This window comes from Micrococcus sp. CH7 (assembly GCF_001595485.1).
GTDB classification, from domain to species: domain Bacteria; phylum Actinomycetota; class Actinomycetes; order Actinomycetales; family Micrococcaceae; genus Micrococcus; species Micrococcus luteus.
Genome location: NZ_LOSQ01000012.1, coordinates 22,557 through 37,188 on the forward strand (window position 1 = coordinate 22,557; position 14,632 = coordinate 37,188).

Here is a 14,632-nt window from a genome sequence, read left to right on the forward strand (position 1 = left end):
GGGCCCGCGCCGTCCGTGGCCCCTCCGCGACGCGCGGCGACTCGAGAGGAGCCCGCCCTGCGTCCCGCCCCGCCCCCCGCCGCCGTCCGCCCGGACCGGCCCGCGCGTCGCCGGCTGCCCGGCGTCGACGCGGCCCGCGGAATCGCCCTGCTCGGCATGATCACCGTCCACGTCCTCGACCCGGCGACGGCGGACGGGGCGCCGCACCCGGCGTTCCTGTCCTTCGCCGGCCGCGCCTCGGTGCTGTTCGTCCTGCTGGCCGGCGTCGGGCTGGCCCTGTCCACGGGGGGCGCGACGCCGGCCACGGGGGCCCGGCGCGCGACGCTGCGCCGCCGGATCGCCCGACGCGCGGGCCTGCTGTTCGTGCTCGGGCTCGCGTGCGGGACGCTCGGGGTCCCCGTGGCCGTCATCCTGTGCCACTACGCCCTGCTCTTCCTGCTCGCGCTGCCCCTGCTGGGCCTGCGTGCCCGCACCCTGGGGGTGATCGCGGGGGCGTGGCTCGTGCTCGGGCCGGTGCTGGTGTTCGCGGTGGTCGCGGCCGTGCAGGCCGTCGTGGGGCGCCAGGAGTTCTTCGTGGGCGGGCGGCTCTGGCTCTCCCCCGGCCCCGCGGACCTGCTGCGTCCCGGGCTGCTGCTGGCCGATCTGACGCTCACGGGCTACTACCCCGTCCTGTCCTGGGGCGCGTTCCTCGTGCTGGGGCTGGCCCTGGGGCGGCTGCCGCTGGACCGGCCCCGCGTGGCCGCCGGGATCCTCGGCGGCGGGGCCGCGGCGTGGGCGGCGGCCGGCGTCGTCGGTGCGGCGGTGCTGCGGGCTCCGGGCACGGTCGGGCGCGTCGCCGCGGCGATCGGCACGGACCCGGCCGAGACGGCGCTCACGCTGCGCACGGGCGAGCCGCGGCTCGCGCTGCTGATCCCGGATCCGCTGTGGCTCGCCCTGCCGACCCCGCACTCCGGGTCCGTGGTGGCCGCCGTGCTCGCGGCGGGCTGGGCCTGCGCCGTGCTGGGCGCCTGCCTGCTGGCCCGGCCGCTGGTCGGGCACGCCGCGCTGCGCCCGCTCGTGGGTGCGGGGCGCATCCCGCTCACGCTCTACGTGGGGCACCTCGTGGTGCTCGCGCTCGTGGACGCGACCGGACTCGATCCGGCCGACGGGGCGCTGCTCGCCGCCCTCGTCGTGCTGAGCCTCGCGGCCGGGCTGGCCGCCGAGCTCAGCGGCCGACGGGGTCCGCTCGAGGCCGTGATGGCCCGGCTCTCCCGGGCGGGTGGGGAACGGGCCGTCGGAGGGCGCTGAGCGACGCGTGGGCCGCGTCAGCCGGCGCGGTGCAGGCGGACGGCCTCCCGGGCCGCCTCGCGGGCGCGGCGGCGGTCGCCCGAGGCGTCGTAGGCCAGGGCGAGGCGGTAGCGGGCGCGCCAGTCGCGCGGTGCGGCCTCGGCCTCCACGCGGTACAGCTCGAACTGGGCGTCGGCGGCCTCCCGGTCGATCCGGCCGCCCGGCGAGCGCGGCAGGTCGTCCTCCGGCAGTCCGCCCTCGGCCTCGAGCTGGTCGGCCAGGCGTTCGGTCTGGCGGCCGAACCACACTTCGCGGGCCAGGACGGCCACGGTCACCAGCACCACGAGGATGACGCCCACGCCGATCGCCTTGGCCAGCGGCTGCGGGGCGCGCACCAGCGCGACGGACGCGTTGAGGGCGAACCCGGCGAACAGCAGCACGAGCAGGCAGACGAAGCCGACCCACACCTTGCTCATCACGGTCGAGCGGCGGGCACGGGCGGCGTGCGCGGTCGGGCCCACGGCGCCGTCGTCGGGGGTGCGGGAGGGCTCAGCCAAGGTCCAGGTATCCGTCCAGTCCGTAGGTCAGACCCGGGCGGGAGGCCACGGTCCGCAGGCCGAGGACGACGCCGGGCATGTAGGCGCCGCGGTCGAATGCGTCGTGCCGGACCACGAGCTGCTCGCCCGGCCCGCCCAGCAGCACCTCCTGGTGCGCCTCCAGGCCACGCAGGCGCACCGCGTGCACGTGCACGCCGTGGACGACGGCGCCGCGCGCGCCGTCCGGGTCGTGCTCGGTGGCGTCCGGGGAGACGGGCACGCCGGCCGCGTCCCGGGCCGCGCCGATGAGCTCGGCGGTCCGCACGGCCGTGCCCGACGGGGCGTCCACCTTGTCCGGATGGTGCAGCTCGACGAGCTCGACGGACTCGAAGTACCGCGCCGCCTGCGCGGCGAACGCCGAGGCCAGCACCGAGCCGACCGAGAAGTTCGGGGCGATCAGCACGCCCACCCCCGGGTGCTCAGTCAGCTGCGCCTCGAGGCGCTCGCGGCGCTCGGGCACCCAGCCCGACGTGCCGACGACCGTGTGCAGCCCGTGCTCCACGGCGAAGGCCACGTTCTCGGGCGAGGCGTCCGGCACCGTGAGGTCCAGGACGTGCGTGGCGCCGGCGTCGAGCACCGCGTCCAGGCGGTCCTGCGAGCCGAGCTCGGCCACGAGCTCCAGCCCCTCGGCCGCTCGCACCGCGGGCACCGCGTGGCGGCCCATGCGGCCACGGGCGCCCAGGATCGCGACGCGCGGGACGTCGTCGGGAGCGGACACGGCGGAGGGGGTGCGGGTCTCGGTCATGGCCTCCAGCCTACGCGGCCCGCCCCGGCGGCCGTGGCCGAGGTCAGGCCGGGGCGACGACGACGCGCGCCCGGTCCCCCGCGGCCAGGCGCGCGGCCACGGCCCGGACCTGGCCGGCGTCGACCTCGCGGACCCGGGCGAGGGAGGCCGCCAGGTCCACGTACTCCCCCGTGACCAGCTCGGCCCGTCCCAGCCGGGACATGCGGGCGCCCGTGGACTCCATGCCCAGCACGGTGCCGCCGCAGATCTGCCCGTGGGCGCGCGCGAGCTCCTCCCCGGTGACGTCGGCCTCGGCCATCCGGTCCAGCTCGGCCTCCATCAGCGCGGCCACCTCGTCCACCCGGTCCGGCTGGCAGCCCGCGTACAGGCCCCAGTAGCCGGCGTCGGAGTACCCGGCGGAGAACGAGTAGGTGTTGTAGGCCAGGCCGCGGCGCTCGCGGATCTCCTGGAACAGCCGCGAGGACATGCCCCCGCCCAGGACGGACTGCATGACGCCCAGGGCGAAGCGGTCCGGGTCCGTGGTGGACAGCGAGCGGCCGCCGACGAGGACGTTGGCCTGCTCGACCGCCTTGGTGACGGTGTGCGTGCCGGTCCGCACCCGCGAGGCCGCGGCCCCGGCGGTGTCCACGGCACGACGCGGGGCGGGCAGGGCCCCCTGGGTGAGCTCCCAGCCCGAGGCGCGCAGGGCGGCGAGGACGAGGCGGCAGACCTCGTCGTGGTCGAGGTGGCCGGCGGCGGTGACGACGAGCTCGTCCGGGCGGTACCAGTGCGTGTAGTGCCCCACCACATGGTCGCGGGTGACGGCCCGGATCGTCTCGGGCGTGCCGCCGATCGGCCGGCCGAGGGGGTGGCCGTCCAGCATGACCTCGGCGAGCTTCTCGTGGGCCACGTCCACGGGGTCGTCCGCGTCCATGGCGAGCTCCTCGAGGATCACGCCGCGCTCGGTCTCGAGCTCGTCCGGGTCGATCAGGGAGGAGGTGAGCATGTCCGTGAGGACCTCCACGGCCATCGGCAGGTCCTCGTCCAGCACGCGGGCGTGGTAGACGGTGGACTCCTTGGCCGTGCCGGCGTTGGACTCCCCGCCCACGCGGTCGAAGGCGGCCGCGATGTCCATCGCGGTGCGCGTGGGAGTGCCCTTGAAGAGCAGGTGCTCGAGGAAGTGCGTGGCGCCGTAGCCCTCGGGCGACTCGTCACGGGACCCGACGGCCACCCAGTAGCCGATGGTCACCGAGCGCTGGTCCGGCATGGCCTCGGTGAGCACGCGGACGCCGCCGGGCAGCACGGAGCGGCGCACCACGGAACCGTTGCCCTCGTCCGCCAGCACGCCGTCGAAGTCCAGGGGGATCTCACGGTGAACACTCATGACGGCCATTCTCGCCCATGCGCGACGACGGCGCCGCACCACTCGCGGGGAGGGTGCGGCGCCGTCGTGGTCACCGGGCCGGGCGGGGCGGATCAGGCCTCGATCTGCGAGGACTCGATCGCGTCCGCGGTCTCGGCCAGGGCGTCGGACTCCGCCACCACCGGGGAGAGGGACAGCTTGCCGCGGTCGTCGATCTTGGTGATCTCGACCTGGACCTTCTGGCCCACGCCGAGCACGTCCTCGACGTCGTCCACGCGCTTGCCCTCGTTGAGCTTGCGCAGCTCGGAGATGTGCAGCAGGCCGTCCTTGCCCGGGGTGAGCGAGACGAACCCGCCGAACGTGGTCAGCTTCACCACGGTGCCGAGGTAGCGCTCACCGACCTCGGGGACCTGCGGGTTGGCGATCGCGTTCACCGCGGAGCGCGCGGCCTCGGCCGAGGCGCCGTCGGTGGCGCCGATCAGCACGGTGCCGTCGTCCTCGATGGTGATGTCCGCGCCCGTGTCGTCCTGGATCTGGTTGATCATGGCGCCCTTGGGGCCGATGACCGCGCCGATCTTGTCCACCGGGATGCGCACGGAGATGATCCGCGGGGCGGTGGGGGCCATCTCGTCCGGGGCGTCGATGGCGGCGTTCAGCACGGACAGGATGTGCAGGCGCGCCTCGCGGGCCTGCGTCAGGGCGGCGGCCAGCACGGAGGCCGGGATGCCGTCCAGCTTGGTGTCCAGCTGGATCGCGGTGACGAACTCCGCGGTGCCGGCCACCTTGAAGTCCATGTCGCCGAACGCGTCCTCGGCGCCGAGGATGTCGGTCAGGGCCGCGTACTGGGTCTGGCCGCCCACCTCGGCGGAGACCAGGCCCATGGCGATGCCGGCCACGGGCGCACGCAGCGGCACGCCCGCGTTCAGCAGGGACAGGGTGGAGGCGCAGACGGAGCCCATCGACGTCGAGCCGTTGGAGCCGAGGGCCTCGGAGACCTGGCGGATCGCGTAGGGGAACTCCTCGCGGGCCGGCAGCACGGGCACGAGGGCGCGCTCGGCGAGGGCGCCGTGGCCGATCTCGCGGCGCTTCGGGGAGCCCACGCGGCCGGTCTCGCCGGTGGAGTACGGCGGGAAGTTGTAGTGGTGCATGTACCGCTTGGTCGTCTCCGGCGCCAACGAGTCGATCTGCTGCTCCATCTTGAGCATGTTCAGCGTGGTGACGCCCATGATCTGGGTCTCGCCGCGCTCGAAGATGGCGGAGCCGTGCACGCGGGGCAGGACCTCCACCTCCGCGGTCAGCTTGCGGATGTCCGTCAGGCCGCGGCCGTCGATGCGCACCTGGTCGGTGAGGATGCGGCGGCGCACGATCTGCTTGGTGAGGGAGCCGTAGGCCTTGGCGATCTCGCCCTTGCGCTCGGCGAAGTCCTTGCCCTCGCCGGCGAGCTCCTCGAGCACCTCGAGCAGGTAGGCGTCCGAGGCCGACTCGCGCTCCTGCTTGTCGCCGATGGAGAAGATCTCGGTCAGGCGGTCCGTGGCGAGCTTCTCGACGGCGGCGTAGGCGTCGTCCTGGTAGTCCTGGAACACGGGGACGTCCACCGGGTCCTTGCCGGCGCGCTTGACCAGGTCGGCCTGGGCCTCGCACAGGGCGCGGATGAAGGGCTTGGCGGCCTCGAGGCCCTCGGCCACGATCTCCTCGGTGGGCGCCTGCGCGCCGCGCTCCTTGACCAGGGTCCAGGAGTCCGGGGTCGCCTCGGCCTCGACCATCATGATGGCGACGTCGTCGCCCACCACACGGCCGGCCACGGCCATGTTGAACACGGCGCCCTCGAGCTGGGAGTGCTTCGGGAACGCGACCCACTGGCGCGTGCCGGAGCCGTCGTCCATGAGGGCCATGCGCACGCCGCCGATGGGACCGGAGAACGGCAGGCCGGACAGCTGCGTGGACAGGGAGGCGGCGTTGATGGCCACCGTGTCGTAGATCTCGTCCGGGGCGATCGAGGTGACGGTCACGACGACCTGGACCTCGTTGCGGATGCCCTTGACGAACGCCGGGCGCAGCGGGCGGTCGATCAGGCGGCAGGTGAGGATCGCGTCCGTGGACGGGCGGCCCTCGCGGCGGAAGAACGAGCCGGGGATGCGGCCCGCGGCGTACATGCGCTCCTCGACGTCCACGGTCAGCGGGAAGAAGTCGAAGCCCTCGCGGGGCGACTTGCCGACGGTGGTGGCGGACAGCATCGACGTCTCCTCGTCGATGTAGACCATGGCGGCGCCGGCGGCCTGCTGGGCGAGGCGCCCGGTCTCGAAGCGGACGGTGCGCTTGCCGTACGAGCCGTTGTCGATGACGGCCTCGGCGAAGGTGATCTCAGGACCCTCCATGAGGGCCTCCTTTCAGGTGGACGGCGCCGCAGGCGTCCCTGTCCCCCTGGTCTTCGATCGAGGCCCTCGGCATCCCGCCGTGCGGCGGGGTCCGGGAGCCACTGTCGAGGACCGCGAGCGATGGGCGCGGAGCCGTCGGGTGTGTCGATGATGCGGGGATGCGCGCCATGGCGCGCCGGAGTGCCGCAGGCTGCGGCGATCTCTCCCCCGGGACACACTACGTGCGTCCGGGGGCAGACGAAAGGCGGCGCCGGCGCTCGCGGGTCTCCCGCGGGCTCCGGCGCCGCCTCCTCAGGTCACTTGCGCAGGCCGAGGCGCTCGATCAGCGCGCGGTAGCGCTCGATGTCGACCTTCTGCAGGTAGCCGAGCATGCGACGACGGCGACCGACCAGGGCCATCAGGCCGCGACGGGTGTGGTGGTCGTGCTTGTGCTCCTTGAGGTGCTCGGTCAGGTCCTTGATGCGGCGGGACAGGACCGCGATCTGCACCTCGGGGGAACCGGTGTCGCCCTCGTGGGTGGCGTACTCCTTGATGATCTGCTGCTTGACAGCGGGATCCAGGGCCATGGTGGGCCTCCTTCACTTCGGTACCGCGAACACGGGCCGCGCCCCGCCGGGGCGGACGACGCGGGGCCCACCCCACCGCGGACTGCAGGGAGGCCGAGGGTCGAGTCTACCGCATCGCCTACCCTGGCCCGGTGAGCACCCCACCGGTCCCCCACTCCCCGGCCCCGTCGTCGTTCCCCCTCCGGCCGCCCGCGCCGCCCCTGGATCTGCCGCTGATCGGCCACGGCTACCCCGCGCTGCTGCGCACGCCGCGGGCCCGATGGTGGAACCCGCTCGCGTCCTTCGGCCTCGTGCTGGCCGGCCTGGTGGGCCTCCTCGTGCTCGGGGGCGTGCTGGGCGCTCTCGCCCTGATCGCCACGTCCGGGCCCGCGCTGCTCGGCGCGGCCGACCCGACGGACGTGACCGACCTCGACCTGTACTCCGCGCCCATGGTGCTGCTGAACAACCTCCTGCTCGCCGCGCTGATCGGGGTCGCGCTGCTGGCCGTGGCGCTGGGCCACCCCGTCGCCGCCCGCTTCGTCCACTCGGTCGAGGGCCGCGTGCGCTGGCGCTGGCTGGCGCGCTGCGTCGTCGTGCTGACGCCGCTGTTCCTCGCCTACGTGCTGGGCGCGTGGGCCCTCGACGGCGCCCCCACGGCCCCGCGCGCGCAGGACTGGGTCTGGCTGCTCGTCATGGCGTTCGTGCTCACCCCGTTCCAGGCCGCGGGCGAGGAGTACCTGTTCCGCGGGTGGCTGCTGCTGGCCGTCGGCACGTGGATCCGCCGGCCGGTCGTGGCCGCCGCGGTCACCGCGGTGCTCTCGGCGGCGACCTTCTCGCTCGCCCACGGCTCGCTCGACCCGTGGATCCTGCTGGACCTCGCCGCGTTCGCCGTCGCCGCCGTCCTGCTCACGTGGCGCACGGGCGGGCTCGAGGCCGCCGTCGCCCTCCACGTGGTCAACAACGTGGTGATCATCGCCGTCGGCACGCTCGTGGGCACCGTCGAGGACAGCTACGTGGGCGCGGAGACCGCCGGCTCCCCGGCGGCCACGCTGCTCTCGGTGGCGGTGGTCGCGGTGGCCACGGCGCTGCTGCTCTGGCAGGCGCGGCGGGCCGGGATCGCCCGGACGGTCCCGGTCACCGTGGGCGCCCGCCCCTGACCGGCGCCGCCCACCAGGCCACCGTCACGTAGGGCACCTGCAGGACCGCGTCCGCCGCATGGCCCAGGTGCTCGTGCAGGTACCAGTCGAGGTTGGCCGTCATCCGGGACCGGATCCGCTCGTCCGCGCGCAGCCAGTACGAGCGCGAGGCCATGAGTCCGTGCAGCCCCGCCGCGGTCATGGGCTGCGTCCACGCCCAGCGCGCGTGCTCCTCCGCCCCGAACGGGGCGGCGAACCGGCGCTGCTCCGGCCGGGCGGCGTGCACGTCCCCGGCGTGCATGATCCGGGTGAGACGGTGCACCCACGGCACCGCCGTGTCGAGCTGGTTCCACACCGCGGCCAGGCGCCCACCCGGGCGCAGCACCCGTGCGGCCTCCGCGCTCGCCGCGGCCGGGTCCATCCAGTGCCATGCCTGGGCCGCCACCACGGCGTCGGCGCTCGCCGCCGGCAGGCCCGTGGCCTCGCCCGTGCCCGGCACGGCGCGCACCCGCCCGCCCGTGCCGGCCGCGACCTCGCGTTCCAGGACGGCGCGCATCGACGCCGACGGCTCGAGGGCCGTCACCGTCCGCACCCGGTCCGCCGGGCGGGCCGCGAGCAGCCGGGTGAACAGTCCCGTCCCGGCCCCGAGCTCCACCACCTCCGCGCCGTCGGCGATGCCCGCCAGGACGCGGTCCACCACGGCGGCCGGGTAGGAGGGGCGGACGGCGTCGTAGTGCTCCCCGCCGGTCTCGAAGGGGTTGGGCCCGGCCCGACGGGCCCGGGCCGGGCGCCCCGGCAGGTTCGGCACAGCGGGGGAAGCGCCCGGCTCCGGGGCGCTCACCGGTCGGAGGGGGTCGTGGCCAGGATCGCCCGGGCCTCGTCCACGTCCTGCGTGATCTGCGCCACGAGCTTCTCGACGCCCTCGTAGGCGACCATCCCGCGCAGCCGGGCCACGAACTCGACCTCGATGTGCTGGCCGTACAGGTCGAAGTCCTCCACCCGCTCGTCATGGCGGTCGATCACGTGCGCCTCCACCACGCGGGAGACGTCCTCGAACGTGGGGTTCGAGCCGATGGAGATCGCGGCCGGCCACACGCCGCCGTGCGCGTCGTGCACCCAACCGGCGTAGACGCCGTCGGCCGGGATCATGCCCTGCACATCCGTCTCGAGGTTCGCCGTGGGGAAGCCGAGCTCGCGGCCGCGCGCGAACCCGTGCACCACCTCGCCGGCGAGCACGTGGTGCCGGCCGAGCACGGCCGCGGCCTGAGCGACGTCGCCCGCGGCCAGGGCCTCGCGCACCCACGTCGAGGAGCAACGGCGCTCCGGCTCGGCCCCGTGCTCGGCGGGGAACTCCTCGACGGCCTCGACCTCGAAGCCGTAGCGGGCCCCCAGGCGCACCATCTCCGCGACGTCGCCGGTGTTGCCCCGGCCGAAGCGCACGTCGTGCCCCACGACCACGACGGCGGCATGCAGCCCGTGCACGAGCATGCCGCGGACGAACTCCTCCGGGGACTGGTCCGCGAACTCGAGGGTGTACCGCTGCAGGAGCACCGCGTCCAGACCCGCCTCCTCCAGGAGGACGACCCGCTGCTCGGGGCTGATGATGTCCACGTGGGGCACCTCGGGCTGGTGCACGGCGCGCGGGTGCGGGGTGAAGGTCACGGCCACGGCCAGGGCGTCGCGGGCCCGCGCCAGCTCGACGACCCGGCGCAGCACCTCCCGGTGGCCGCGGTGCACGCCGTCGAAGTTGCCCAGGGTGACCACGGTGCGCGGCAGGTCCGTGGGGACCTCGTCCAGGCTGTTCCAGACCCGCATCAGAGCGCCCCCGCCTCGGCCGGGCGGGCGGGGCGGTGCGTCAGCAGCCAGATCAGGCCGACCACCGGCAGCACGAGCGGCACATAGCCGTAGCCCGCGCCGAACCGGGACCACACGGTGTCGTGGGCGAACATCCCCGGATCCAGGACGGTCCACAGGCCCACGCCCACCACGCCGGCCAGCTCCACGAGCACGGCGCCCAGCGCCACGGCCCAGGCGCGCGCGCCGGAGCGGGCGAGCGCGAACGTCGCCACGATGTACACGACCGCCGCGACCGCGGAGAGCGTGTACGCCACGGGGGCGGCGTCGAACTGCGTGAGGATCTGGAAGAGGCTGCGCGCGCTCGCCGAGAGGGCGAACACCGCGTAGACCATGACGATGATCCGGCCGAGACCCTGGTTGCGCGCGGGGGCGCCGTCGCTGGGTGCCATGTCCATCCTCCTCACCACTGCCCGAACCAGATGACCTGCATGCGATGCAGCATCACGGCGATCGTGGGCCCGACCACGGCCAGCACGAGGTTGGACCACCGGGTCTTGTCCGTGACGGCCCAGCCCACGGCGATCACCGGCACGATCAGGGCGGTGAGGATGTAGCCCCAGAACTCCCAGCCGGGGCCGTTCAGGGTGTCCCCGCCGAGCTGGCGGACGGCGGCGGCCGCCGCATAGACGAGCGTGAACAGCTCGACGGCGGCCACCGAGAGGATCGAGGCGTCCGCGGGGTGGCGGCGGATCGCCGTCATCACCACGCAGACGACGAACGAGACGGCACCGATCACCAGTCCCGTCCAGAACCAGGCGTCGAGGATCATGCGGTCCTTCCCTGTCCCGGCCCCTCGGCCGGGGCGAACACGAGCTGGGGCTTGGCGACGTCGGCGCCGCGGCGGCGCACGTCGGAGACGAGGGCGATGACGCGGCCGTCCGGCGCGCGCCCGGCGACGAGCGTCTCACCCGTGCCGGTGGGCGCCACGACCCGCCCGAAGGCGAGCTCGTGGGCCTCGTGCTCCGTCAGCTCGCGCACCGGGAAGAGCCCGGCGGCGGCCTCGGAGAGCTCGGTCATCGCGACCCGCTCCGCGAGGGCCTCGAGCGAGAGCGCGTCGGCCACGTCGAACGGGCCGACGGCGGTGCGGCGCAGCGCCGTCAGGTGCCCGCCGGTCTCGAGGGCCTCGCCCAGGTCGCGGGCGAGCGCCCGGATGTAGGTCCCGGAGGAGCAGCGCACGGTGACGTCGAGGTCGACCAGCCGGCCGCCGTCGAGCCGGCGCAGCTCGTTCACCGTGAACTCGTGCACGGTGACGGGGCGGGCGTCGAGGGTGACGTCCTCTCCCGCGCGGACGCGATCGTAGGCGCGCCGGCCCGCCACCTTGACGGCGGAGACGGCCGAGGGCGCCTGCAGGATCTCGCCCGTGAGGGCGGCGACCTGCTCGGCCACGCGCTCGGGCGTGACGGCGTTGGCCAGCCGGGTCTGCACGACCTCGCCCTCCGCGTCGTCCGTGACGGTCGACTGCCCGAGCCGGATCGTGGCCGTGTACGTCTTGTCCGTGCCCGTGATGGCGGTCAGCAGGCGCGTGGCCTTGTTGACGCCGACCACGAGCAGGCCCGTGGCCATGGGGTCCAGGGTGCCGGCGTGGCCCACCTTGCGGGTGCCCGCCAGCCGGCGGACCCGCCCGACGACGTCGTGCGAGGTCCACCCCTGCGGCTTGTCCACGAGGACGACCCCCGACGCCTCCGTTCCCGGCGCGTCGGGGGCCTGTCCCCCGGTGCTGCGTGTGCTCACCGTGCCGCGGGCCTCAGGCGCGCGGGGCGTCGTCGGCGTCGGCGTCCGGCTCGGCGGTGCGGTACGGGTCCGCGTCACCGGCGTACGACGCGCCCTCGCGCGCCTTCGCCAGCTCGGCGTCCCGCTCCTTGGCCGCGCGGAGGACGTCCTCCAGGTGTGCGGCCGCCTCGGGGACGGTGTCCGCCACGAACTCGAGCGTGGGCACCAGGCGGATGGTGAGCCCGCGGCCCACCTCGCGGCGCAGGATGCCTCGGTTGTCCTGGATGCCCTCGTGGGCGGCGGCCACCGTGGCCTCGTCGCCCAGGACGGTGTAGTAGACGGTGGCGTGCTGCAGGTCGTTGGTCACGCGGACCTCCGTCACGGTGACGGGCTCCACGCGGTCGTCCTTGACGCCGCGGCGCAGCGCCTCGGCCACGAGGACCTTGATGCGCTGGGCCAGGCGGCCGGCGCGTGCCGGATCGGCCATGGTGCGGTTCCTTCCGGTGGTGATGGTTCAGAGGGTGGGAGGCGGAAGGCGGGGGCCCGTGCGGGCCCCCGCCCCGGCCGTCAGACGCGCGGCTTCTCCTGCATCTCGAAGGTCTCGATCACGTCGCCCTCCTTGATGTCGTTGAAGCTGCCCAGGCCGATGCCGCACTCATAGCCCTCGCGGACCTCGGTGGCGTCTTCCTTGAAGCGGCGCAGCGACTCGATCTTGAGGTGCTCGGAGACCACCACGCCGTCGCGCACCAGGCGGGCCTGGGCGTTGCGGCGGATGAGGCCCGAGCGCACGAGCGAACCGGCGATGTTGCCCCACTTGGAGGAGCGGAACACCTCGCGGACCTCGGCCGAGCCGAGCTCGACCTCCTCGTACTCCGGCTTCAGCATGCCCTTGAGCGCGTTCTCGATGTCGTCGATCGCGTCGTAGATCACGCTGTAGAAGCGCATGTCCACGCCCTCGCGGTCGGCCAGGTCGGCGACCCGCTCGGCGGGGCGCACGTTGAAGCCGATGATGATGGCGTTGTCCACGGTCGCCAGGTTCACGTCGTTCTGCGTGATGGCGCCGACGCCGCGGTGGATGACGCGCAGCTGCACCTCGTCCTCGCCGACCTCGATCTTGAGCAGCGAGTCCTCGAGCGCCTCGACGGCACCGGACGCGTCGCCCTTGATGATGAGGTTGAGCGTGTCCAGCTTGCCCTCGGCCACGGCCTGGTCGAAGTCCTCCAGGGTGATGCGCTTGCGGCGCTTGGCCAGCTGGGCGTTGCGGTCCGCCGCCTCGCGCCTCTCCGCGATCTGGCGGGCGGTGCGCTCGTCGTCGGTGACGAGGAACGAGTCGCCGGCGCGCGGCACCGAGGACAGGCCGAGCACCTGGACGGGACGCGACGGATCGGCCGCCTCCACGGCGTTGCCGTTCTCGTCGAACATGGCGCGCACACGGCCGTGGGCGGAGCCCACCACCATGGTGTCGCCCACGCGCAGCGTGCCGGTCTGCACCAGCACGGTGACGACGGCGCCGCGGCCCTTGTCGAGGTTGGCCTCGATGGCCACGCCGCGGGCGGCCTTGTGCGGGTTCGCCCTGAGCTCGAGGGCGGCGTCCGCGGTGAGCAGGATCGCCTCGAGCAGCTTGTCGATGTTGATGTTGCTGCGCGCGGAGACGTCCACGAACATCGTGTCGCCGCCGTACTCCTCGGGCACGAGGCCGTATTCGGTGAGCTGACCGCGGATCTTGTCTGGGGCGGCGGTGTCCTTGTCGATCTTGTTGACCGCCACCACGATCGGCACGCCGGCCGACTGGGCGTGGTTGAGCGCCTCGACGGTCTGCGGCATGACGCCGTCGTCGGCCGCCACCACCAGCACGGCGATGTCGGTGACCTTCGCACCGCGGGCACGCATGGCGGTGAACGCCTCGTGACCCGGGGTGTCGATGAAGGTGAGGCGACGCTGCTCGCCCTCGTGCTCCACGGGCACCTGATAGGCGCCGATGTGCTGGGTGATGCCGCCGGCCTCGCCCTCGATGACGTTCGAGGAGCGGATGGCGTCCAGCAGACGCGTCTTGCCGTGGTCCACGTGGCCCATGACGGTGACGACCGCGGGGCGCGGCTCGAGGTCGGCCTCGTCCTCGTTGGCCGCCTCGGCCTCGAGGTCGATGTCGAAGGCCTCCAGCAGCTCCTTGTCCTCGTCCTCCGGGGACACGATCTGGACCTTGTAGCCCAGCTCGTCGCCGAGCAGCTGGAAGGTCTCCTCGTCGAGGGACTGGTTGGCCGAGGCCATCTCGCCGAGGGTGAAGAGCACCTTCACCAGGTCGGCGACGTCGGCGCGGATCTTCTCGGCGAAGTCGGCCAGGGACGCACCGCGGCGCAGGCGCAGGACGGTGGTGCCGTCGCCCTTGGGGACCTTGACGCCGCCGATCTCACGCGTGTGCTGCTGCTCGAACTCCTGGCGCTTCGCGCGCTTCGACTTGCGTCCCTTGCGCGGGCCGCCGCCGCGCCCGAAGGCGCCCTGGGCGTTGCCTCGACCGCCACGGCCGCCCGGGCCGCCGGGACGACCCGGACCGCCGCCGGGGCCGCCGCCCGGACGGCCACGGCCGCGGGCCGGCTGCGGGGCCGGGGTGATCTGCTTGGGCATCATGCCCGGGTTCGGACGCGGCCCACCGGGGCGGGGACCGCCGGCGCCCGCGGCCGGGCGCGGACCGCCCGGACGGGGGCCGCCGGCGCCGGCCGGCGGACGGGGGCCGCCCGGACGAGGCGCGCGGTCCTCACGACCGGAGCGCATGCCCTGCGAGGGGGCGAACGGGTTGTTGCCCGGGCGCGGAGCACCGCCACGGCCGCCCGGGCGGGCGCCCGGGCGAGACCCGGCGGAGCCGCCCTTGGGGCTGAACGGGTTGTTGCCGGGGCGCGGGGCACCCGGCTTCGGCGCGGACGCACCCGGCTTGGGCGCAGCGGCGCCCGGCTTCGGCGCGGCCGACCCCGGCGCGGCCGGCGGCTGCGGGGCCTTCGGCGCGGGGGCCGGGGCGGCCGGGGCCTGGGCGGCCGGCGTCGGTGCGGCGGGGCCGGGGGTCGGGGC

The 14,632-nt window shown here is 74.5% G+C and carries 14 protein-coding genes; 2 read left to right on the plus strand and 12 right to left on the minus strand.

Going from position 1 to position 14,632, the window contains the following annotated elements:
- Positions 1-15 precede the first annotated feature (15 nt).
- On the plus strand, positions 16-1,287 hold the full coding sequence (locus AUV08_RS05065) for a heparan-alpha-glucosaminide N-acetyltransferase domain-containing protein (protein WP_061866725.1): 1,272 nt from the start codon (positions 16-18) through the stop codon (positions 1,285-1,287).
- Positions 1,288-1,304: 17 nt separating this feature from the next.
- Here AUV08_RS05065 and AUV08_RS05070 read toward each other — a convergent pair whose 3' ends face one another.
- From AUV08_RS05070 to rpsO, 5 genes are all read right to left on the minus strand, one after another.
- Complete coding sequence (locus AUV08_RS05070) at positions 1,305-1,823, minus strand: hypothetical protein (RefSeq protein ID WP_041104248.1); 519 nt, start codon at positions 1,821-1,823, stop codon at positions 1,305-1,307.
- Positions 1,816-2,607, minus strand: a complete 792-nt coding sequence (gene dapB, locus AUV08_RS05075; protein ID WP_041104246.1) for a 4-hydroxy-tetrahydrodipicolinate reductase — start codon at positions 2,605-2,607, stop codon at positions 1,816-1,818. Before dapB ends, AUV08_RS05070 begins: the two co-directional genes overlap by 8 nt.
- Before the next feature lie 43 nt (positions 2,608-2,650).
- Complete coding sequence (locus tag AUV08_RS05080) at positions 2,651-3,979, minus strand: pitrilysin family protein (RefSeq protein ID WP_036315003.1); 1,329 nt, start codon at positions 3,977-3,979, stop codon at positions 2,651-2,653.
- Positions 3,980-4,062: 83 nt separating this feature from the next.
- Entirely contained in the window at positions 4,063-6,324 is a 2,262-nt protein-coding gene (locus AUV08_RS05085; RefSeq protein ID WP_061866726.1) for a polyribonucleotide nucleotidyltransferase, read from the minus strand.
- 296 nt (positions 6,325-6,620) lie between these two features.
- A complete protein-coding gene (gene rpsO, locus AUV08_RS05090; protein ID WP_017488396.1) occupies positions 6,621-6,890 on the minus strand; it encodes a 30S ribosomal protein S15 in 270 nt (89 codons plus the stop codon).
- A 131-nt stretch (positions 6,891-7,021) separates the two neighbouring features.
- Between rpsO and AUV08_RS05095 the strand changes: the two genes are divergently transcribed.
- Complete coding sequence (locus AUV08_RS05095; protein ID WP_044658601.1) at positions 7,022-8,026, plus strand: CPBP family intramembrane glutamic endopeptidase; 1,005 nt, start codon at positions 7,022-7,024, stop codon at positions 8,024-8,026.
- Here the strand turns inward: AUV08_RS05095 and AUV08_RS05100 are convergent.
- From AUV08_RS05100 to infB, 7 genes are all read right to left on the minus strand, one after another.
- Complete coding sequence (locus tag AUV08_RS05100; protein WP_036314991.1) at positions 8,004-8,846, minus strand: class I SAM-dependent methyltransferase; 843 nt, start codon at positions 8,844-8,846, stop codon at positions 8,004-8,006. The genes AUV08_RS05095 and AUV08_RS05100 overlap by 23 nt on opposite strands.
- Entirely contained in the window at positions 8,843-9,820 is a 978-nt protein-coding gene (locus tag AUV08_RS05105; protein WP_036314988.1) for a bifunctional riboflavin kinase/FAD synthetase, read from the minus strand. The genes AUV08_RS05100 and AUV08_RS05105 overlap by 4 nt, the downstream gene beginning before the upstream one ends.
- Positions 9,820-10,251: a hypothetical protein gene (locus AUV08_RS05110; RefSeq protein ID WP_036314984.1), complete on the minus strand. Its 432-nt coding sequence runs from the start codon at positions 10,249-10,251 to the stop codon at positions 9,820-9,822. The genes AUV08_RS05105 and AUV08_RS05110 overlap by 1 nt, the downstream gene beginning before the upstream one ends.
- Before the next feature lie 11 nt (positions 10,252-10,262).
- Positions 10,263-10,631, minus strand: a complete 369-nt coding sequence (locus AUV08_RS05115) for a hypothetical protein (protein ID WP_002855305.1) — start codon at positions 10,629-10,631, stop codon at positions 10,263-10,265.
- Positions 10,628-11,593 (minus strand): tRNA pseudouridine(55) synthase TruB, encoded by a 966-nt coding sequence (truB, locus tag AUV08_RS05120; RefSeq protein WP_084785999.1) that lies wholly within the window; start codon positions 11,591-11,593, stop codon positions 10,628-10,630. Before truB ends, AUV08_RS05115 begins: the two co-directional genes overlap by 4 nt.
- A gap of 13 nt (positions 11,594-11,606) precedes the next feature.
- Positions 11,607-12,059, minus strand: a complete 453-nt coding sequence (rbfA, locus tag AUV08_RS05125; RefSeq protein ID WP_036314977.1) for a 30S ribosome-binding factor RbfA — start codon at positions 12,057-12,059, stop codon at positions 11,607-11,609.
- Positions 12,060-12,139: 80 nt separating this feature from the next.
- Positions 12,140-14,632: translation initiation factor IF-2 (infB, locus tag AUV08_RS05130; protein WP_061873123.1), on the minus strand; the 2,493-nt coding region annotated here is incomplete at its 5' end.

Coding starts and splice junctions, on each gene's coding strand:
- rpsO (WP_017488396.1), bottom strand. CDS start 6,890: ATGGCCCTGGATCCCGCTGTCAAGCAGCAGATCATCAAGGAGTACGCC.
- AUV08_RS05115 (WP_002855305.1), bottom strand. CDS start 10,631: ATGATCCTCGACGCCTGGTTCTGGACGGGACTGGTGATCGGTGCCGTC.
- rbfA (WP_036314977.1), bottom strand. CDS start 12,059: ATGGCCGATCCGGCACGCGCCGGCCGCCTGGCCCAGCGCATCAAGGTC.
- dapB (WP_041104246.1), bottom strand. CDS start 2,607: ATGACCGAGACCCGCACCCCCTCCGCCGTGTCCGCTCCCGACGACGTC.
- AUV08_RS05080 (WP_036315003.1), bottom strand. CDS start 3,979: ATGGCCGTCATGAGTGTTCACCGTGAGATCCCCCTGGACTTCGACGGC.
- AUV08_RS05105 (WP_036314988.1), bottom strand. CDS start 9,820: ATGCGGGTCTGGAACAGCCTGGACGAGGTCCCCACGGACCTGCCGCGC.
- AUV08_RS05110 (WP_036314984.1), bottom strand. CDS start 10,251: ATGGCACCCAGCGACGGCGCCCCCGCGCGCAACCAGGGTCTCGGCCGG.
- AUV08_RS05085 (WP_061866726.1), bottom strand. CDS start 6,324: ATGGAGGGTCCTGAGATCACCTTCGCCGAGGCCGTCATCGACAACGGC.